Raw genomic sequence first — 16,109 nt, 5'->3', positions numbered from 1 at the left:
TAAATTCTGGCTTTTTTTATGCTCGTATATTGTCATTCCTCAAAATGACAATATTACATTAAAACTGGATTTATTCCACACAATTTATTGGAATTTGGAATTTCAAAAATTTGGATTTTTTAATTTAATGTCCTACCAAAAAATCATCATCCTTAGAAACTTCAATTTTTTCTTTAATAAAACGTTTTCCGATATTTAAAACTATAAACGCGATAATCGTTGTTGATGTCATAATAAGAACCATTGGCGCTACTGAATCTTTTACAAAAATACCAACAGCAAACGAAGCCAATGCTCCCAAACCAAGCTGAATTGCACCCATAAGAGCAGAAGCACTTCCGGCATTTTTAGCAAACGGCGCCATAGTAAGTCCCGCAGTATTTGGGTTTGAAATCCCTAAACATCCCAAAAACAAGAAAAGCATTGCTATGGTTTCGTATAATCCAAGTAAATTATTTGCAGCAAGTACCAGAAAAATGATGGCAATGACAGATTGTGTAATCAATGCTCCAAAAATCATTTGCTGGCTTGAAAATTTCTTCAATAAAACTGAATTCAACTGACTGGAACCAATAAAACTTACCGACATAAAAGCAAAAATCCATCCATAGGTTTTTGCATCTACATGGTAAATATCCATAAAAATGATAGGCGAGGCCGCTACATAAGTAAATAAGCCCGAAAAAGAAATTGAACCTGTAAATGCATACGTAAAAAATTGAGGTTCCTTTAATACTTTTAAAAAGTTCGAAATGATTGGTTTTGGTTTTAATGAGATCGAAGTATCAGGTTTATAGCTGTTTGGCAAACCAACCTGGGCAGCAATTAAAATAGCGATTCCCATACACATTAGGATAAAAAATACCGTATGCCATCCATAATCTTCTGTAACATAACCACCAATTGTTGGCGCCAACATCGGCGAAAGCCCAAGAACCAGCATTAATAAAGAAAAAACTTTTGGTATATCTTTTACCGGAAATAAATCCCTAACCATTGCCACAGAAGCTACAGTTGCCGCACAGCTGCCAATTGCCTGAACAAATCGTAAAAGAATAAAAGAATCAATATCGGCTACATAAACACAACCTAATGAAGCTAATATGTAAACTAGAAGACCAATAAACAACGGTTTTTTTCGTCCAAAACGATCCAATAAAGGACCGTAAAGCAATTGTCCTGCAGAAATTCCGATAAAATAACTGGATAGACTCATCGATACTTTTGCAACAGTGGTATTTAGATCTTTGGCAATACCAGAGAAGCCCGGTAAATACATGTCGATCGAAAAAGGACCAAGTGCTGTTAAAGAACCTAAAATCAGAATAAGTTTAATATATTTTTTTGTTGTCATTATCTTAAATAATTGCTTTTAATTTCCTGCAAAGGTAAATATTTAGTACCTTGTTATATAATCGAATGCATTTTTATATAAAAAGTGCATTGATTTTAAATCTAAATTGAACTTCAATAATTGATTTTCAAACTAATCCTAAAAATTAAAATTTATGAAAAATTTCTCTTTACTATTCGCTCTTATTTTTACAACGCTTTCCTTCGCACAAACAATTACATCTAAGAAAGAAGATGCAACTGCTGAACAATACGCACTTCTTCAAAAAGTGAATGAGTATTATCCTGATATCACTTTAAACAAGTCTGTCACCAATTTTTATGCAGATGGCAAAATCATTGACACTCAGCAGGAATTTAATCTGGACACTTCGAAATTTTCAAGTTATAAAATTGGAATTGAGCCAGATAACAAAAAATTATTGTTTGAATATGTTTCTACTGAAACCGGGAAAGTTTATGGCGATGTTACCATTTTTAAAGGAAATGCTTTGAGAACCACTTTTTCAGAGAAAAACAATGAAATTAACGTAGCATTAAACGGAAAATCTGTTTATTTGAAAAAAATAAAATAATTCATTTTTATATTGAAAAGAAAAGCATTCACCACGGTGAATGCTTTTTTGGTTTATATTTGAAACAAATTAAAAAAACAAAGACAATTCCAATGAAAAAAATCATCCTTTTGTTTCTATTCATTTCTTTTTCAGCACATTCACAAACAAATCGATTTACAGGCACATGGAGCACTGAGAATTGCAAGGATTGCAGCAAGGAATATGTTTTAACTTTAAACATAGCACAATCAAACAGTAAAATATTCGGAACTGCAGAAATTACGAGTGCTCATGAAAAATTCGTTACCGGCCTTATGGAAGTTACCGGATATGTTTATGTACTTGGTGAAAAAGCTCAAATCAGCATGAAATCTAAAAATGGTTCGGTAAGCGCAGTACTTTATGCAAATGAAGGCGTAATACAATTTACTAAACGAGGCGGATCTGATTTAGTTCCCAAAGAAACGATTCTCACGAAACTTTACGATTAAAATATTGAATCAAAGATAAGCTAAACAAGCTGTTAATGAGAGTGAGACTTTCAAATATCAAATATGAAACACTTTATAAAAACACAGAATTGACTAAGCCTTACAACTGTTATATACAGTAATGTAATGCATTTGAACTATAATTTATAGTATGATTTGCAGTATGTCCAAGAAGATGTTAACAACTTTATTAACAGCATTTTTACCTCCTATTTTTAAAGAAATCTATATAAAAATCTGGAACATAAAAAAAGCCCCGTTTTATTGGGGCTTATTTATTGTTTTTTATTACTATTTATTAGATATACCTAGAAGTATTTCAAATTGAATTCTATTGGTATTTATTAATGACGCATTACTTTCAGATTTGCCACCAACTTGAAAAATTTGTGCAACTGTAATTTTACCACCAACATCGTCTTTACTTCCTTCGCTTGATTGAACACCAATATCAAACTTAATTACCTTTGTGCTATTTCGCACACCTTCCGAAACTGGCGATTTTTCTTTGATATACTTATGACCTTCTATAAGTCCGTCTGTAATTTGTTTTATCGATTCTGATATAAAGTCTTTTAATTCCATTCTTTAAAATGTTATTGGTTAAAATTAGTTAAACATTAATTTATAATATTTTTTTATCCTTTTACTTCGTTGATTAATTTGCCATTAATAAAATATTGCATCAATGATTTTCCTTTAGCCAATCTGTACAATGTCCTAACTGTATTACCGTCAAAAGTTCGTACCTCTCCAAATGTTAAAACATCGTCTGGAGTTAGAAATGTGTATGATAAACAACGATTATCTAAAATTGTAACGTTATACAATTTAAATTTAGAAGTATTTTCATAAACTAAATCTGAAGATAATAACTCATTTGTTTTAAAATTATTTTTGAATTTATTTTTAACCTGCTTGCTAATCATTATATCAGGATAAACAAGATTAACCTTTTTTATCAACTCATATTGTTCAAGTGATGCCGTATCTGTTTTTTCAAGATATACTTTCATATCTGAATCCTGCGCAAAAAGTGGCAAAGAGAGCAGGACAAAAAGTAATAAAGTAATTTTTTTCATGTGGTTTTGTTTGTGAGTTTATGATTACTAAAGATTTTCAAATATAATGCCAAATTTTAATATACTTTGTCAATTGTTATAAAAGAATAAATAATTATACCTTGTTGGAGTTTTTAATTATATTAGCTACAGTTAACAAAGAAAATATGAAACCAGAAGTAAAATTAGATCATATTCTGAAATTTCTATATGAAGAATATTTAAAAGATAATATATTATACGTTCATAGTAAAGAAATCTGCCATTTTGCAGAACTAGATGTATCACCTTCGGAAGCGTATTTAATAATGGAAAAACTAAATATTGACGGTTATGTAGATGTTTCACATTCAAATCAATGGATGTTTAAAATTAATTATAATGGAGTTTTATTTCATCGAAAAGGCGGTTACGAAGATGAATTGCGCGACATAAATAGAAAACGTACTAAAGAAGATATATACAACATAATAACTGCTGTTGGAGCAATAATCGCAATTTTATATGCTGTTTGGCAATTTTTCATTGAATTTTCAAAACATTACGTTATTTCTATATTCTAAGAAAAAAGAAGCCTTTGTAAATTAATACAAAGGCTTATCTATTATATAATCATTGAAATATTGTCGAGAAATATAATTGCCAGTTTTTCGGTTGTAAATATTAATGTAGTGATAATCAAATCCGACATTTTTACACCAATTATGCAGGTAATATATTGATTTACAAAACTCAACTTTTATAGGTCTTATACTTTTATCTTTATTAAAGATTGTACAGCTGTAAGGCGTTGGAGTGGTGTTAGCCATTAAATATATTTATTTGATACAGTCAATTCCGCTAATGCGTCAGGAGACTTTAAAGTGACGCTGTCATTATCGCCTCTGTAATTTTGAATAATATTATTATAAAAAAGTTCTACTTCAGTTCCATAATCGTTAAGCCTAAATTTTCGATGAACTACAGCAAATTCTTTAGTTTTTAAGTTAAAGAACATTTCAAACTGAGTAAAATCAGAGAATACATAAGCACCGCCTGATAAATCTACTGGTTTAATAAAAAAATTGAAAAAAGGAAATGATTTTCCTGACGCAATTCTTGAAGCAGTATTTAAAGTAGTATAATTATTAGGAACTAAATTTGATATTACAGTATTATCCAGTAAATCATAAGACCCGTCAAGATATATCCTTATTGTAACCTTAGCAAAAACAGATACATTGTCATAACGAGAACTCAAAGAACCACCAATGAAGTTTTTCTTAACCAAAGTAGGACGGTTGTAAATAATTAATTCAGGAACAGTAACACCACTCGGCATAGACATTACATCAACCTGATGGCGCACCATGCTCTTAACATCTACATCATGACGAGGAATAGCACCATAAATCATTGCATTAACAATAGGTACATCAACACCGACATTCGTTAACTCGAATCTAACTTTTTTGTTAGCTTCAAAAAAATGATTTAAAGGAATGACGTTTAAGTCTGACATCTCCAAATCATTTATAATAGAAGTCATAAATAAATTATCAATACGAATAAACTCTACACGATCTATTCTTTTATTATCTATGAAAACACCAACAATAAAAAACTGTACATCAATTCCCTCTAATAAATAATGACCACCTAGATTTTCATCGTTAACTTCGTCATAATAATAATCAACGTATTCTAAAGGCTTAACTTTTAAAGAATAACTTTCATCTATATATTGTACGTAATGTCTTGTATTCATAATTAGTTAAATAATGGAACTTTCTTCAAGTCCGAAGTTGATAAATATTTTTTCAAATCAGCTTTCAAATCACGTCTTGTAATAACATAATAACAGCCAATTACTAATGGTACAGTTGATGCTTGTTTGACTTTGAGTAACTCGTTAATTGTTTCATTTTCATTTTCGAAATTTGAAAACGGTTCAGTTATCCAAGTGTACCAAGGCGCATCTTTTGTTTGCTTATTTGTACCCAACCAAACAGCCAAAGATTCTGCTATATTATGAACCTCTTTACGTGGAGTAATTTTGTTCAATTCAACCTCTTTTGTCATTGGATTTGATACTGCAATTTTTAAATCTTTTTCTGCGTTTTCAAGTTCTTTCTCCTCAGCATCTTGTGTGAACTTATCATACCATTTTTTTAATAATGGATAGAACACAACTATACCAGTAATAAGAATCCAATATTTTTGCAGAAAGTCAAAGAGCCAAACTGTATTGGCTTGGCTCTTTGTTCTATTTGTTATCTCTCTTTGAGCCATTGGTTATTTTTTCTTAAATAATTTATAAGCTAAAAAACCCGCTAAAGCAACTAGTACAACATTTGCAACAGTTTTATTGTTTGCGTAAAAAAGTTTGATTTTATCTAACATCTTGTTTAAATTTTGAATTAATAATTTTTATCTTCTTTTGCGTTTGTTTAGACTGTAACGCTGTAAACAGTATAAAAAAAAAGCAGTACGGGAATAATCAAATAATTAAACTTGAATTTCTTTTTAGCCGTTACCGTTACACCTGAAAGATTGTAATCTCCCATTATATCAATAGCATCCTGAATGTCTGAATCGTAGATTAAATTATGATCGGGAGAACATTCGTGTTTTATAATTGCTCTCGCAATAACTAAGTAAAACTTAGCATCTACAATTTTGATAGTTTGATCAGGGTCTAAACCGACAGCTTGCGAAATAACTTCAATGTACTTTTGAGTATCATTTTCAGATGGTGGTGCATATTCAGTTATCAATTTTCTAACTGTATTCTTACCTTTATCAATGTCATTGGTTAAATCCCTTAACATTGCCCGAATACCAAATTTTACTTCTGTAAACTGCTCAAAATGCTTATCGGTATTTTGTGCATTTGGTATTTTACCTTGCCACGCAATATTTGTTAGAACCAAATTGCCCGGATTATTATTTCGAATACCTCGAGTTAATTCCTTTCTACCTAAAAAATTACTCATTTTCTTCTGTAGTTATTGGTTTAACAGATGTATGCGTTTCATCTTTTCCGAAATCCAGTTTGCCTAATTCATCAGATACAACCTGAATACCTTTTAAAATTGCAGTTACAACAGCACCATATTTTACGATAATCCCAATTATCGAAACAATTCCTTTCAAATTTTTCATGACTTATTTTGTTTTAATTGTTTTCTTTTTTCTAAATACTCTTTGAGTAAATCAACTCCTTCGTGTAATATCAGAGGGAGGAATTTTAATATTACCTTAAACATTAGTTCGAGCGTAAAAATGTACCTGCGTAACCTCCGTTTTTTGCACGTGGATTAATAACAAATGCCATTCCGTCAATTACTACTTTACCGCCATTTTTTTGCATTGTACCCCAATGAAATGACTGAACGCCCGTTTTAGTGTTTGTAAATGTGCATGCTACAGAACCAAACCAACCTTTGTCCGACAGATTTGATTTAGAAGTTGTTACACATTTAATTGCGATTAGTTCTCCTTTGCTCAATCTCCAACCAGTTGTAAGATGTTGCTCTACACCTTTATTAGGCCCCGAAAGAGGGGTGTAAGTAGTGTTTTTAGCACCTGAATGCTTTACTTTTTGTTGATTATTATTGTTGTTATAATTCTGATTATTTGAACCATAACTTTTTTTACTTTGTGCCATTACTTTATAATGTGTTTGATTAATAGTATGAATTCAGCCAATTTTTTTAAAATTATTACTGCCGAATCTATCAGAAATACTATAAGATAGATTCGATAGTAATTTCTAGGCTTATCGTCTTTTTGCAACTCTTTTGCCTGTGTTATTGCGATCACGTCTTATAAACCAAATCAATGCAATAAGACCAGCGACAGCACCAATAACGATTTTCCAATTTCTTTGAAACCATACTTTTATGGTTGATGTTACGACAGTTGCACCAACTTGACCACTTCCCTCTACAAATCCAGCACTTAGCCCATCATTGATTCCAGTAGCAACGGACTTTGCGAAGATATTAGCACCTGCACTTGCGATAGCACCAGTTGCTTGACTTGCTGACGCTATAGCTAACTGATTGTTATATTCCGCTTGCGCTGCATTATTAGCTTTTTTTGCTTCGTGAGCATCTTGCAAATTTTGCGAGATATTTTGAACTGTACCACCTACGAAAGGAATAGCGCCCATTATGGGAGTAGCAACTTTTATAAGATTTTTAAAAGAAACATTTTTCTTAATGGCAGTTCCAATTTTTTTAAAGAATCCCATAGTTTACACAGTTTTTAAACATCTTACGACGAAATTAATAATTGAACCTTGTGACTTATTGATCTCAATACCAACAACAGCCACCAAAGGCAAGGTTAATCTATCTGTTAGACCTTGAAGAACATTCCCGTCTGCAAGAACTGCTTGAATTGGGTCAATATCACGGCTCAAAGTTTGTAATTCGAAAGGAAGATATTTAACCACCTGACCATTAGAAAACTGGTAAGACAAATCACTTACTGAATCGTCTACAGTCATGACAGCCAAATCAAATCCCTGAACATCAATTTTTTTGTTAAACTCCTCAGAAGCAACAGATTTTTGTTCAAAAAAGTACAGATTGTTGGTTTGCTGTGGTTCTTCGATACCGTGTAAATCGTAACGTTTACCTGCAATTAAATCTTCAAGAGTAATTTTAATACTCTCTTTATCTGCAAGATAAATTGAACCTTCGTCTGCCAATTCACATAATGCGATTAAAGCATTATCAGCATCGGATTGAGTATTTTCAGTTCCGTAAGTACTTGCCAAAATGAAATCTTTAAGCAATACCTTATTTGCTAAAATGACATTCGAGCCGTTTCCACGCTCAATGTAAATACTAATTTTTTCGGTAGTTAAAGCTGATAAAGCTAAATCACTCGAAACAATTAAAGCACCGATTGCTTTTGTTACTTGTAATTCTGGCGATTTTGTAACGCCTGTAATAGTTGCAATTTTCATTTGTTATAAATTTTATTTGTTTAATTTCTTTCACAAAGGTTATTGCAACTATCATTTGACGTTTTCCAATTCTTTCTATTCCTTTCTATTTTTTTCTAATTTTTACCATTTTAAGAAAGGATTTTGTACTCAATTAAGTCTGAAATCATTAAGTATTTTCTTTTCAGGGCTAGACTATCTAAAATAATTTGATACTCTTTTCTTGCAGTTGGATAGCTAACTTCAAGAATGTGCATTAATTGAGTTTTGGAAACTTTTTGGCTTGTATTCTGTGTTTTCATGGCTTATAAAAATAAAAGTTGGTGTTCGTGGAATAATTCAGAATCAAAATCATTTACTAATTTTTCCTTTGTTCTAAATTCATGCAGATAGAAATGTAATTTGTTTTTGAACCACATTAAAAGCGGTTTTTCGGTAATCATGTCCATATCTTCAAGTAAAAGATTTAGAGCAACGATATAAGAGATATCTTGATTGTTTGCGTAATACTCTCTAAATAGAGATTTCGCAAGGCGTTTTTTAATTGTTGTTGACGATAGAACAACTTTCTTTAAACGTTTGATTATAGGATTGAATTTGGTAATCTGAGATTGTAAAAAATCAAAATCAAACAGAGTTATAAGCTTTTCTTTATTGACCTGACTTTTGCCAGTATTCTCACGGATTTCAAAAAAACCTTTGTTTGCGATCTTTAATAACTCATAAAGATTTGCTTTATCAAAGATACCCCAAGTCATTGTCTGACTGACTTTTATATCAGCTTTAGAATGTTCATTTAATCCACGAAAAAACGCAGAATTTAACTGATATTCAAAACGCCAAACATTGTCATTCTTTAAACCATTATTGGTGTAATACTCATTTATATATGGTTTCTCAGTTAATTGCAATGACAGCGTTTTGTTATAGCATCGTATTATTTTATCGGAAGTTCTTTTCCCAATTTGGAAGCCATTAAGGATTGATTTTCCTTTATATGTTTCAAAATAACTTTGTAAATTTTTCGGACGCCCCGAAATAAGATAGTTACCTGCAACAACATTACTATATAAATTACGGTAAGAATTGTTGATATCAGACTTGTCAAGGCAAATATCCAGTCTATTAACAGACTTAAATATGTAGTTTGTTTCATCGCAAAAAGCGTTTATGACACCTCTTAAGGCATCGTTAGACAATGTGTAAAATAGGTTGTTTTCGAATTGTAGTTGTGCAAATTGTTCGCTCATAATTGCCGAGCGTGGTCTTGCTGTATAAATTCCAATTTTTAAATCTTCATAATATAAATCTGCTCTAAGTTCAAAAATCTTAGTTCCGTATTCATAAGGTTTTAGGCGAAACTTTGAATTTTCGGGAAATTCTCCAAACGGCTGTCCCTCTAGATTGATAATTAAGTAGTCTATATTTATAAGAGTAGGTTTTAAATTATTGTTTTTGAATTTAGTTTGGGCTTGATGCCTTTCTTTATATGAAATCATTGTTTTTTAGTAGGTTTGAGTGAGTTAGTTGCCGTTATACCCTACGGCAACAATTGAAAAATCGAAAGGGGAGTAGCAAAAAATTAATTTTCTAAATTTTGCCAAAGTGAATAATGATTTTTAGGCAAATCGTTAATTGTGAATTCTTTCTTTGAAACAGCTTTATTAATTTTCTTTTCGATTTCAAAAAATTTGTTTTTGTAATTAGAAATTTGCGAATTAAAAAAAACATTTACCTGCTGACCAATTTTCGTGATTTCTCTAATAGTAAAATCATGCTGATGTTTAAGACCAATTAAATCGACAGTTTCTACAGGATTTTTTGAATACTCGTTTAAATCATAATTTAAACCAGCTAATTCCAAGAGTAAATTTTCTCGTTTTTGAATTAAAAGTATAATTGCTGACATATATTAAGGTACTAAAAGATTATGTTTAAGAATTTTCGAAAGAAGCGTTTTCATTGAATTGCAATAAAAAATGAATTCATGAACACAGAAAGATTGAGTTATTATAAAGCAATCCGTACAAACTTTAATTGTAATTCCTATATTTGAACCTCGGATTCTTAGAAATAATGTTTGATACTTTAAATGTGAGGTTTTGCAAAATGGTCTCATTTTCTTTAAAAATGTTTTTGCATTAAAGTTTGTGTGACGCATCTTGTTTAATTCTACAAGTAATAGCGTGTAATTCTCTAAAGAGGATCGTTTTAAGGCCATGTGGTATTGTTAATTAGTTATACCACAAATGAACTATAATTTATATTATGTAAAATAGAATATTTTAAAAACCTTTTACTTACATTTCTTTCTTCATTCTTTTTTCGCTTATAAAAACAAATTTAGCCAGAAGCGAATTCTTTAGAATTAGTTTTATCTCCATTTTCAAACACACCCGATAAGTTTCAAATGATAATAATGTTTTTAAAATCCTAAAAAGCATTTTTTAAAGTCTAGAAATCAGTTAATTTTAACATTTTCTTAAAATAATTACATTCTCTCAAAGATGCTTTCATTGTAAGAGTTTATTTTATTATTTTTACATTCGATACTTTAAAAAAATTATCAAACGTATGAATACAATTGCTGAGCATATTGCAGATTTTTTAAAAGAATACCCGCCATTTGATAACTTAACTTTTCAGGAATTATCTGATATTGCTACAAACATTCGTGTAATCAATTTAGAAAAACACGCTGTACTTTTTCAAATAAACGACTTACTTCATGATAGTTTTTATGTTGTGGCTTCGGGTGTCATAAATTTAACCACAATTGCTGATGCCGAAGAAACTATAATAAACAAATGTCATGAAGGCGATATTTTTGGTTTACGTCCGTTTTTTGCCAAAAATAATTATATGATGACTGCAAAAGCACGCGAAGAAAGCATTATATACGCTATTCCTATCGCTGTTTTCAGACCTTTTGTAGCCAATAACTCTGATGTATTAAACTTTTTGCTGGAGAATTTTGCCATCAATTCAAGACATGCAAAAGACAATGTAAACTCTAATGGAAAACTGATTTCTGACACTGCTTTCTATGTAGATCAGCAATCAGAAATGCAATATATTCAGTCACTTGCATACAATAATTCACCACTAACAACTGAGTCTAATCGTATCATTAAAGATGTTGCGATCCTGATGACAGAATCTATGGTAGATAATATCGTTATTTGCGAAAACAACAATCCGATTGGTATTGTAACCAATGCCGATTTATCCTCTAAAATTGCAACTGGCCGCTATCCTATTACAGAAACAATTGACAAGATCATGTCTTCTCCGGTTGTCACGGTAATCGAAAATGTTTCTCTGGCTGAAGCGCAATTGCTTATGCTTAAAAACAATGTAACACATTTATGTGTTACCAAAGACGGTACAAGCAAATCTGCTGTAAAAGGAATTATTTCTGAACATGATTTAATTGTGGCTCAAGCTAGTAATCCTGGTGTTTTAATTAAAGAAATCAAACGTTCTCAGCTTCCTAAAGACTTAAAACAAATACGTGATCGCTTGTCTGATTTGATTCAGAATTCAATTCAAAAAAACATTCCGATTTCACATATTAGCAATATTGCAAGTGAAATTAATCTGGCAATAATAAAACGTGCTGTCGAATTATCTATTCTGGATTTAGGCTCACCTCCTGCCCGTTTTGCCTGGTTAAGCATTGGTAGCCAGGGTCGTAAAGAACAATTATTATTAACCGATCAGGATAGCATTCTTATTTTTGAAGACGTTTCACCAGAAAAATACAGAGAAGTAAAAGATTATTTTTTAAGACTAGCCAAAAGAACAACTTCTATCTTAGAAAAAGTAGGTTACGAATATTGCCCAAACGGACATATGGCGAGCAATATGTTATGGTGTAAATCACTGACAGACTGGACAAAGCAATACAATAGCTGGATGAATACTCCAGGTGAAAACAGCAACGATTTAAGCAGTATTTTCTTTGACTATGAAATTGTTTTTGGAGAACCAAAGATCGAAGAAGTAATAGAAAATGTGATTTTTAAGAATGCTGTCAACAATACGTTATTCTTCGACTTTTTAGGTAATGATGCCTTAAAGAAAAATTCTCCTTTAAGTTTCTTCAAGAAATTTATCGTAGAAGAAGAAGGTCCGCATAAAACAAAATTTGATATCAAAACACGTGCATTGATGCCATTAATTGATGCTGCACGTTTGTTGATTTTAAATGCCAATATCAAAGGAATTAAGAATACCTATTTGCGATTCAAACAATTGGCTATAACAGATTCTAAAAATGCTGAAATTTATTTAAGCTGCGCCGAAGCTTTTTTAACGTTATCAAAATTTAGAACTATTGAAGGATTAAAGAATGATGACTCAGGACAATATATAAATTTGCGAGAAATGTCTAAAACAGACAAAGAAAAGTTAAAAAATGCCTTAACCCCAATGAAAGACCTTGAGGAACTGATTAAGAGTAAATTTCAACTTACACAATTCTCATAAGTATGCTAGACTGGATTAAAAATATCAATAAAGACTATCCGGACTTCTGGAAAGACTACCTGACTAAATTCGAAACAAAACCAAACAGATTTGTAGTTTTATCTACTGAGACTTCCGGGTTAAACCCCAATAAAGATGTTATCTTATCTTTGGGTGCTTTTTCAGTAATTGATGATGGAATTGTAATAAAAGACAATTTCGAAGCTGTTCTGCTTCAATACAAATTTTTGCAGGATAACGGACTTTCGAATGAGTTTATTATTGAAAGCAAAATGCTTAAAATGCCTGAACCAGATGCTATTGAAGCATTTGTTAACTTTATAGGCAATTCTATTTTAGTAGGGCATCATATTAATTTTGATATCGAAATGCTAAATTCGGCTTTAGAGCGTCTGGATTGTGGAAGATTGAAAAATGAAGCATTGGATATCGACATGATGTACAGAAAATTAATGGATATCAATGACAAGCAGTTTTCTTTAGATGATTTAAGTGAAATTTACAAAATTCCAAAAAGTGATCGAAATTCCTCTTCTGAAGATGCGTATAAAATTGCGCTGTTGTTTTTGAAGTTGAAATCTAGATTGGGGATTAAGTAAAAAAATTAAACCATATAAGCTATATAAGGAAATTTAAGTTTTAAATTGTCAAAATTTTTGTAGTGAAATTTTGTCATTCCGAGGAACGAGGAATCTCCGTAAGAAACTCTACAAAGATTGGCAATTTTGTTTGCGGAATTACTTGCGGAGATTCCTCGTTCCTCGGAATGACAAAATTGAGCTGAATCATTTTGCGGGACTTCGACTTCACTAAGTCTGACAATATTAAACTTCGTTAATTTACACATATAAAAAATGCCTCTTAAAAATTTAAGAGGCATTTTTATTTATCCATTAATTTTTAAAATTAAGAAATTCTTTCGTTTTTAATTTCTTCTACAATTTCAGGATTCAATAACGTTGAAGTATCTCCAAAATTAGAATAATCGCCTTCGGCAATCTTACGTAAAATTCTACGCATAATTTTTCCTGAACGTGTTTTTGGTAAACCAGACACGAACTGAATTTTATCCAGTTTTGCAATTGGCCCAATATGATCAGAAATGTATTGATTAATCTCTTTGGTTAAATTTGCTCTGTCTCTATACTCTCCTGTTTCTTTTAGAATTACGAAACCATATAAAGCATTTCCTTTAATATCATGTGGAAATCCAACAATTGCAGATTCAGCCACAGCAGGATGCTCGTTGATCGCGTCTTCGATAGGAGCTGTACCTAGGTTATGTCCGGAAACAATTACAACATCATCTACTCTACCGGTGATTCTATAGTAACCAACTTCGTCTCTTAAAGCTCCGTCTCCTGTAAAATATTTCCCAGGGAAAGACGAGAAATAAGTGTCTTTATAACGTTGGTGATCTCCCCAAATTGTTCTGGCAATTCCTGGCCATGGAAATTTGATACACAAACTACCCACAACCTGATTTCCTTCTATTTCATTACGTTTTTCATCCATTAAAACGGGTTGAATTCCCGGTAAAGGCAAAGTCGCATAAGTTGGTTTTGTTGGTGTTACAAAAGCAATTGGAGAAATCATGATTCCACCTGTTTCTGTTTGCCACCATGTATCAACCACCGGACATCTTTTATCTCCAACATGGTCATTAAACCAGTGCCATGCTTCTTCGTTGATTGGCTCTCCTACTGATCCAATTACTTTAAGCGATTTTAGAGGATATTTTTGAATATAATCTAAACTTTCTTTTGCTAATGAACGAATAGCGGTTGGAGCTGTATAAAACTGAGTTACTTTGTGTTTTTCGATAATATCCCAAAAACGACTAAAATCCGGATAAGAAGGAACTCCTTCAAAAATTACGGTTGTTCCACCGTTTAATAATGGTCCGTATAATATATATGAGTGACCGGTAATCCAGCCAATATCTGCAGTACACCAAAAAATATCATTTTCTTCGTGACTAAAAACGTTTTTAAAAGTATAGGCAGTATACACCATATATCCGGCTGTGGTATGTACCATTCCTTTAGGCTTTCCTGTAGATCCTGAAGTATACAAAATAAACAAAGGATCTTCGGCATCCATGATTTCGGCAACACTATTATCTAAAGCTACGTCTAATAAAGGCTGTAACCATTGGTCACGTCCTTCTTTCATTTTAACCTCTGTGTTTGTTCTTTTTACAACCAAAACACTAGAAACAGTTGGGCAGGTATCCAATGCCTCATCTACAATTCCTTTTAGATCAATGTTTTTATTTCCTCTGTAACCTCCATCTGAAGTAATTACCATTTTACACTCGCAATCGTTAATTCTTGCAGAAACAGCAGAAGCTGAAAATCCAGCAAAAATAACGGAATGAATTGCACCTATTCTGGCACAAGCCAATACTGCAACTGCTAATTCAGGAATCATTGGCAAATAAATACAAACTCGGTCTCCTTTGCGAACTCCCTGCTCACGCAAAACATTCGCCATTTTCGAAACTCTTTCGTATAGTTCGTTATACGTTATATGTAAAGCACTTTCTGAGGGATCATTTGGTTCAAAAATAATCGCCGTTTTTTCTCCTCTTTTACTTAAGTGTCTATCGATGCAATTCTTGGTAATGTTAACTTTTGCGTCAGTAAACCACTTCACTTCGGCATCAGCCATATTAAAATCAACTACTTTTTCCCATTGTTGGTACCAGGTAAAATTTTCTTCAGCAATCTTTCCCCAAAACTTCCTTGGCTCCCTTATTGACTTATTGTAATGTTTAAAATATTGTTCTAAATTTTCAATTTTATAATAACTCATATGTTTGTGGAATTTTTTTATAAATGTATTAAATATCAACGTATTCTTAAAATTATTTAATTCATAAATTTTGTCTAAAAAAAACACATATTAAAAAAAATATAAGCTTTTTATACGTTTAATGTAAAATTTTACTTTTTTTAACAAAAAAGCATGTTGCAAAAAAGGCATGATAAATGAATACCATGCCTTTATTTTAACAATCTCAATAACAATTAATTTTGTAATTCTGTATTACCATGCAATATTCTATTTCGAAAATAGCAGCATCCTTATTAATTATAATGACTTCAACTAGTATATTTTTGACAATATACACCTTCATTAGGGATTAGCTTCACTTAACTTGCTTACTAGTAGAAGCTAAGTGAATGCAATATGCATCTATATCCATTTTTTT

19 protein-coding genes are annotated in these 16,109 nt (G+C 31.5%); 5 read left to right on the top strand and 14 right to left on the bottom strand.

Features of this window, described 5'->3' with window-relative positions; all coding sequences use genetic code 11:
- Nucleotides 1-124: 124 nt before the first annotated feature.
- Entirely contained in the window at nt 125-1,354 is a 1,230-nt protein-coding gene (locus B0M43_RS17460; protein ID WP_078007106.1) for a multidrug effflux MFS transporter, read from the bottom strand.
- Between the two features lie 154 nt (nt 1,355-1,508).
- Between B0M43_RS17460 and B0M43_RS17455 the strand changes: the two genes are divergently transcribed.
- Both B0M43_RS17455 and B0M43_RS17450 read left to right on the top strand, forming a co-directional pair.
- Nucleotides 1,509-1,928, top strand: coding sequence for a hypothetical protein (locus tag B0M43_RS17455; RefSeq protein ID WP_065450157.1), 420 nt, complete (start codon nt 1,509-1,511; stop codon nt 1,926-1,928).
- 92 nt (nt 1,929-2,020) lie between these two features.
- The gene (locus B0M43_RS17450; RefSeq protein ID WP_078007107.1) at nt 2,021-2,401 is read left to right on the top strand and encodes a hypothetical protein; all 381 of its coding nucleotides are present in this window, start codon (nt 2,021-2,023) and stop codon (nt 2,399-2,401) included.
- Nucleotides 2,402-2,692: 291 nt separating this feature from the next.
- Here B0M43_RS17450 and B0M43_RS17445 read toward each other — a convergent pair whose 3' ends face one another.
- On the bottom strand, nt 2,693-2,986 hold the full coding sequence (locus tag B0M43_RS17445; RefSeq protein WP_078007108.1) for a hypothetical protein: 294 nt from the start codon (nt 2,984-2,986) through the stop codon (nt 2,693-2,695).
- Nucleotides 2,987-3,039: 53 nt separating this feature from the next.
- On the bottom strand, nt 3,040-3,483 hold the full coding sequence (locus B0M43_RS17440; RefSeq protein ID WP_078007109.1) for a hypothetical protein: 444 nt from the start codon (nt 3,481-3,483) through the stop codon (nt 3,040-3,042).
- A gap of 146 nt (nt 3,484-3,629) precedes the next feature.
- Between B0M43_RS17440 and B0M43_RS17435 the strand changes: the two genes are divergently transcribed.
- Nucleotides 3,630-4,025 (top strand): hypothetical protein, encoded by a 396-nt coding sequence (locus tag B0M43_RS17435; RefSeq protein ID WP_078007110.1) that lies wholly within the window; start codon nt 3,630-3,632, stop codon nt 4,023-4,025.
- Between the two features lie 245 nt (nt 4,026-4,270).
- Here the strand turns inward: B0M43_RS17435 and B0M43_RS17430 are convergent, their stop codons facing one another.
- The 10 genes from B0M43_RS17430 to B0M43_RS17395 all read right to left on the bottom strand — a co-directional run bounded on the left by B0M43_RS17430 (nt 4,271) and on the right by B0M43_RS17395 (nt 10,310).
- Complete coding sequence (locus tag B0M43_RS17430) at nt 4,271-5,209, bottom strand: hypothetical protein (protein WP_078007111.1); 939 nt, start codon at nt 5,207-5,209, stop codon at nt 4,271-4,273.
- Nucleotides 5,210-5,211: 2 nt separating this feature from the next.
- Nucleotides 5,212-5,733 (bottom strand): hypothetical protein, encoded by a 522-nt coding sequence (locus B0M43_RS17425; RefSeq protein ID WP_078007112.1) that lies wholly within the window; start codon nt 5,731-5,733, stop codon nt 5,212-5,214.
- Between the two features lie 158 nt (nt 5,734-5,891).
- Complete coding sequence (locus B0M43_RS17420; RefSeq protein WP_078007113.1) at nt 5,892-6,437, bottom strand: hypothetical protein; 546 nt, start codon at nt 6,435-6,437, stop codon at nt 5,892-5,894.
- Nucleotides 6,430-6,606, bottom strand: coding sequence for a hypothetical protein (locus tag B0M43_RS24495; RefSeq protein ID WP_168199955.1), 177 nt, complete (start codon nt 6,604-6,606; stop codon nt 6,430-6,432). Before B0M43_RS24495 ends, B0M43_RS17420 begins: the two co-directional genes overlap by 8 nt.
- A 103-nt stretch (nt 6,607-6,709) precedes the next feature.
- Nucleotides 6,710-7,111 carry a hypothetical protein gene (locus B0M43_RS17415; protein WP_078007114.1) on the bottom strand — a complete coding sequence of 134 codons (402 nt, stop codon included), beginning with the start codon at nt 7,109-7,111 and terminating at the stop codon, nt 6,710-6,712.
- 111 nt (nt 7,112-7,222) lie between these two features.
- Nucleotides 7,223-7,699: a hypothetical protein gene (locus tag B0M43_RS17410; RefSeq protein ID WP_078007115.1), complete on the bottom strand. Its 477-nt coding sequence runs from the start codon at nt 7,697-7,699 to the stop codon at nt 7,223-7,225.
- Nucleotides 7,700-7,702: 3 nt separating this feature from the next.
- A complete protein-coding gene (locus B0M43_RS17405; protein WP_078007116.1) occupies nt 7,703-8,422 on the bottom strand; it encodes a hypothetical protein in 720 nt (239 codons plus the stop codon).
- 110 nt (nt 8,423-8,532) lie between these two features.
- Nucleotides 8,533-8,703, bottom strand: coding sequence for a hypothetical protein (locus B0M43_RS24490; RefSeq protein ID WP_168199954.1), 171 nt, complete (start codon nt 8,701-8,703; stop codon nt 8,533-8,535).
- 3 nt (nt 8,704-8,706) lie between these two features.
- A complete protein-coding gene (locus tag B0M43_RS17400) occupies nt 8,707-9,900 on the bottom strand; it encodes a hypothetical protein (protein WP_078007117.1) in 1,194 nt (397 codons plus the stop codon).
- Between the two features lie 83 nt (nt 9,901-9,983).
- Entirely contained in the window at nt 9,984-10,310 is a 327-nt protein-coding gene (locus tag B0M43_RS17395; RefSeq protein WP_078007118.1) for a hypothetical protein, read from the bottom strand.
- A gap of 665 nt (nt 10,311-10,975) precedes the next feature.
- Here B0M43_RS17395 and B0M43_RS17390 point away from each other — a divergent pair.
- Together B0M43_RS17390 and B0M43_RS17385 are read left to right on the top strand one after the other, a co-directional pair.
- Nucleotides 10,976-12,892: a DUF294 nucleotidyltransferase-like domain-containing protein gene (locus tag B0M43_RS17390; protein ID WP_065450143.1), complete on the top strand. Its 1,917-nt coding sequence runs from the start codon at nt 10,976-10,978 to the stop codon at nt 12,890-12,892.
- A 2-nt stretch (nt 12,893-12,894) separates the two neighbouring features.
- Entirely contained in the window at nt 12,895-13,491 is a 597-nt protein-coding gene (locus B0M43_RS17385) for a PolC-type DNA polymerase III (RefSeq protein ID WP_065450142.1), read from the top strand.
- A gap of 307 nt (nt 13,492-13,798) precedes the next feature.
- Here B0M43_RS17385 and acs read toward each other — a convergent pair whose 3' ends face one another.
- Entirely contained in the window at nt 13,799-15,709 is a 1,911-nt protein-coding gene (acs, locus tag B0M43_RS17380) for an acetate--CoA ligase (RefSeq protein ID WP_078007120.1), read from the bottom strand.
- Nucleotides 15,710-16,109: the final 400 nt, after the last annotated feature.

Origin of the sequence: Flavobacterium sp. KBS0721 (assembly GCF_002007065.3) — a bacterium.
In the GTDB taxonomy this organism is placed as follows: Bacteria; Bacteroidota; Bacteroidia; order Flavobacteriales; family Flavobacteriaceae; genus Flavobacterium; species Flavobacterium piscis.
This window is presented reverse-complemented; position numbering and strand designations above follow the sequence as displayed.

Coding starts and splice junctions, on each gene's coding strand:
- B0M43_RS17460 (WP_078007106.1), bottom strand. CDS start 1,354: ATGACAACAAAAAAATATATTAAACTTATTCTGATTTTAGGTTCTTTA.
- B0M43_RS17455 (WP_065450157.1), top strand. CDS start 1,509: ATGAAAAATTTCTCTTTACTATTCGCTCTTATTTTTACAACGCTTTCC.
- B0M43_RS17450 (WP_078007107.1), top strand. CDS start 2,021: ATGAAAAAAATCATCCTTTTGTTTCTATTCATTTCTTTTTCAGCACAT.
- B0M43_RS17445 (WP_078007108.1), bottom strand. CDS start 2,986: ATGGAATTAAAAGACTTTATATCAGAATCGATAAAACAAATTACAGAC.
- B0M43_RS17440 (WP_078007109.1), bottom strand. CDS start 3,483: ATGAAAAAAATTACTTTATTACTTTTTGTCCTGCTCTCTTTGCCACTT.
- B0M43_RS17435 (WP_078007110.1), top strand. CDS start 3,630: ATGAAACCAGAAGTAAAATTAGATCATATTCTGAAATTTCTATATGAA.
- B0M43_RS17430 (WP_078007111.1), bottom strand. CDS start 5,209: ATGAATACAAGACATTACGTACAATATATAGATGAAAGTTATTCTTTA.
- B0M43_RS17425 (WP_078007112.1), bottom strand. CDS start 5,733: ATGGCTCAAAGAGAGATAACAAATAGAACAAAGAGCCAAGCCAATACA.
- B0M43_RS17420 (WP_078007113.1), bottom strand. CDS start 6,437: ATGAGTAATTTTTTAGGTAGAAAGGAATTAACTCGAGGTATTCGAAAT.
- B0M43_RS24495 (WP_168199955.1), bottom strand. CDS start 6,606: ATGAAAAATTTGAAAGGAATTGTTTCGATAATTGGGATTATCGTAAAA.
- B0M43_RS17415 (WP_078007114.1), bottom strand. CDS start 7,111: ATGGCACAAAGTAAAAAAAGTTATGGTTCAAATAATCAGAATTATAAC.
- B0M43_RS17410 (WP_078007115.1), bottom strand. CDS start 7,699: ATGGGATTCTTTAAAAAAATTGGAACTGCCATTAAGAAAAATGTTTCT.
- B0M43_RS17405 (WP_078007116.1), bottom strand. CDS start 8,422: ATGAAAATTGCAACTATTACAGGCGTTACAAAATCGCCAGAATTACAA.
- B0M43_RS24490 (WP_168199954.1), bottom strand. CDS start 8,703: ATGAAAACACAGAATACAAGCCAAAAAGTTTCCAAAACTCAATTAATG.
- B0M43_RS17400 (WP_078007117.1), bottom strand. CDS start 9,900: ATGATTTCATATAAAGAAAGGCATCAAGCCCAAACTAAATTCAAAAAC.
- B0M43_RS17395 (WP_078007118.1), bottom strand. CDS start 10,310: ATGTCAGCAATTATACTTTTAATTCAAAAACGAGAAAATTTACTCTTG.
- B0M43_RS17390 (WP_065450143.1), top strand. CDS start 10,976: ATGAATACAATTGCTGAGCATATTGCAGATTTTTTAAAAGAATACCCG.
- B0M43_RS17385 (WP_065450142.1), top strand. CDS start 12,895: ATGCTAGACTGGATTAAAAATATCAATAAAGACTATCCGGACTTCTGG.
- acs (WP_078007120.1), bottom strand. CDS start 15,709: ATGAGTTATTATAAAATTGAAAATTTAGAACAATATTTTAAACATTAC.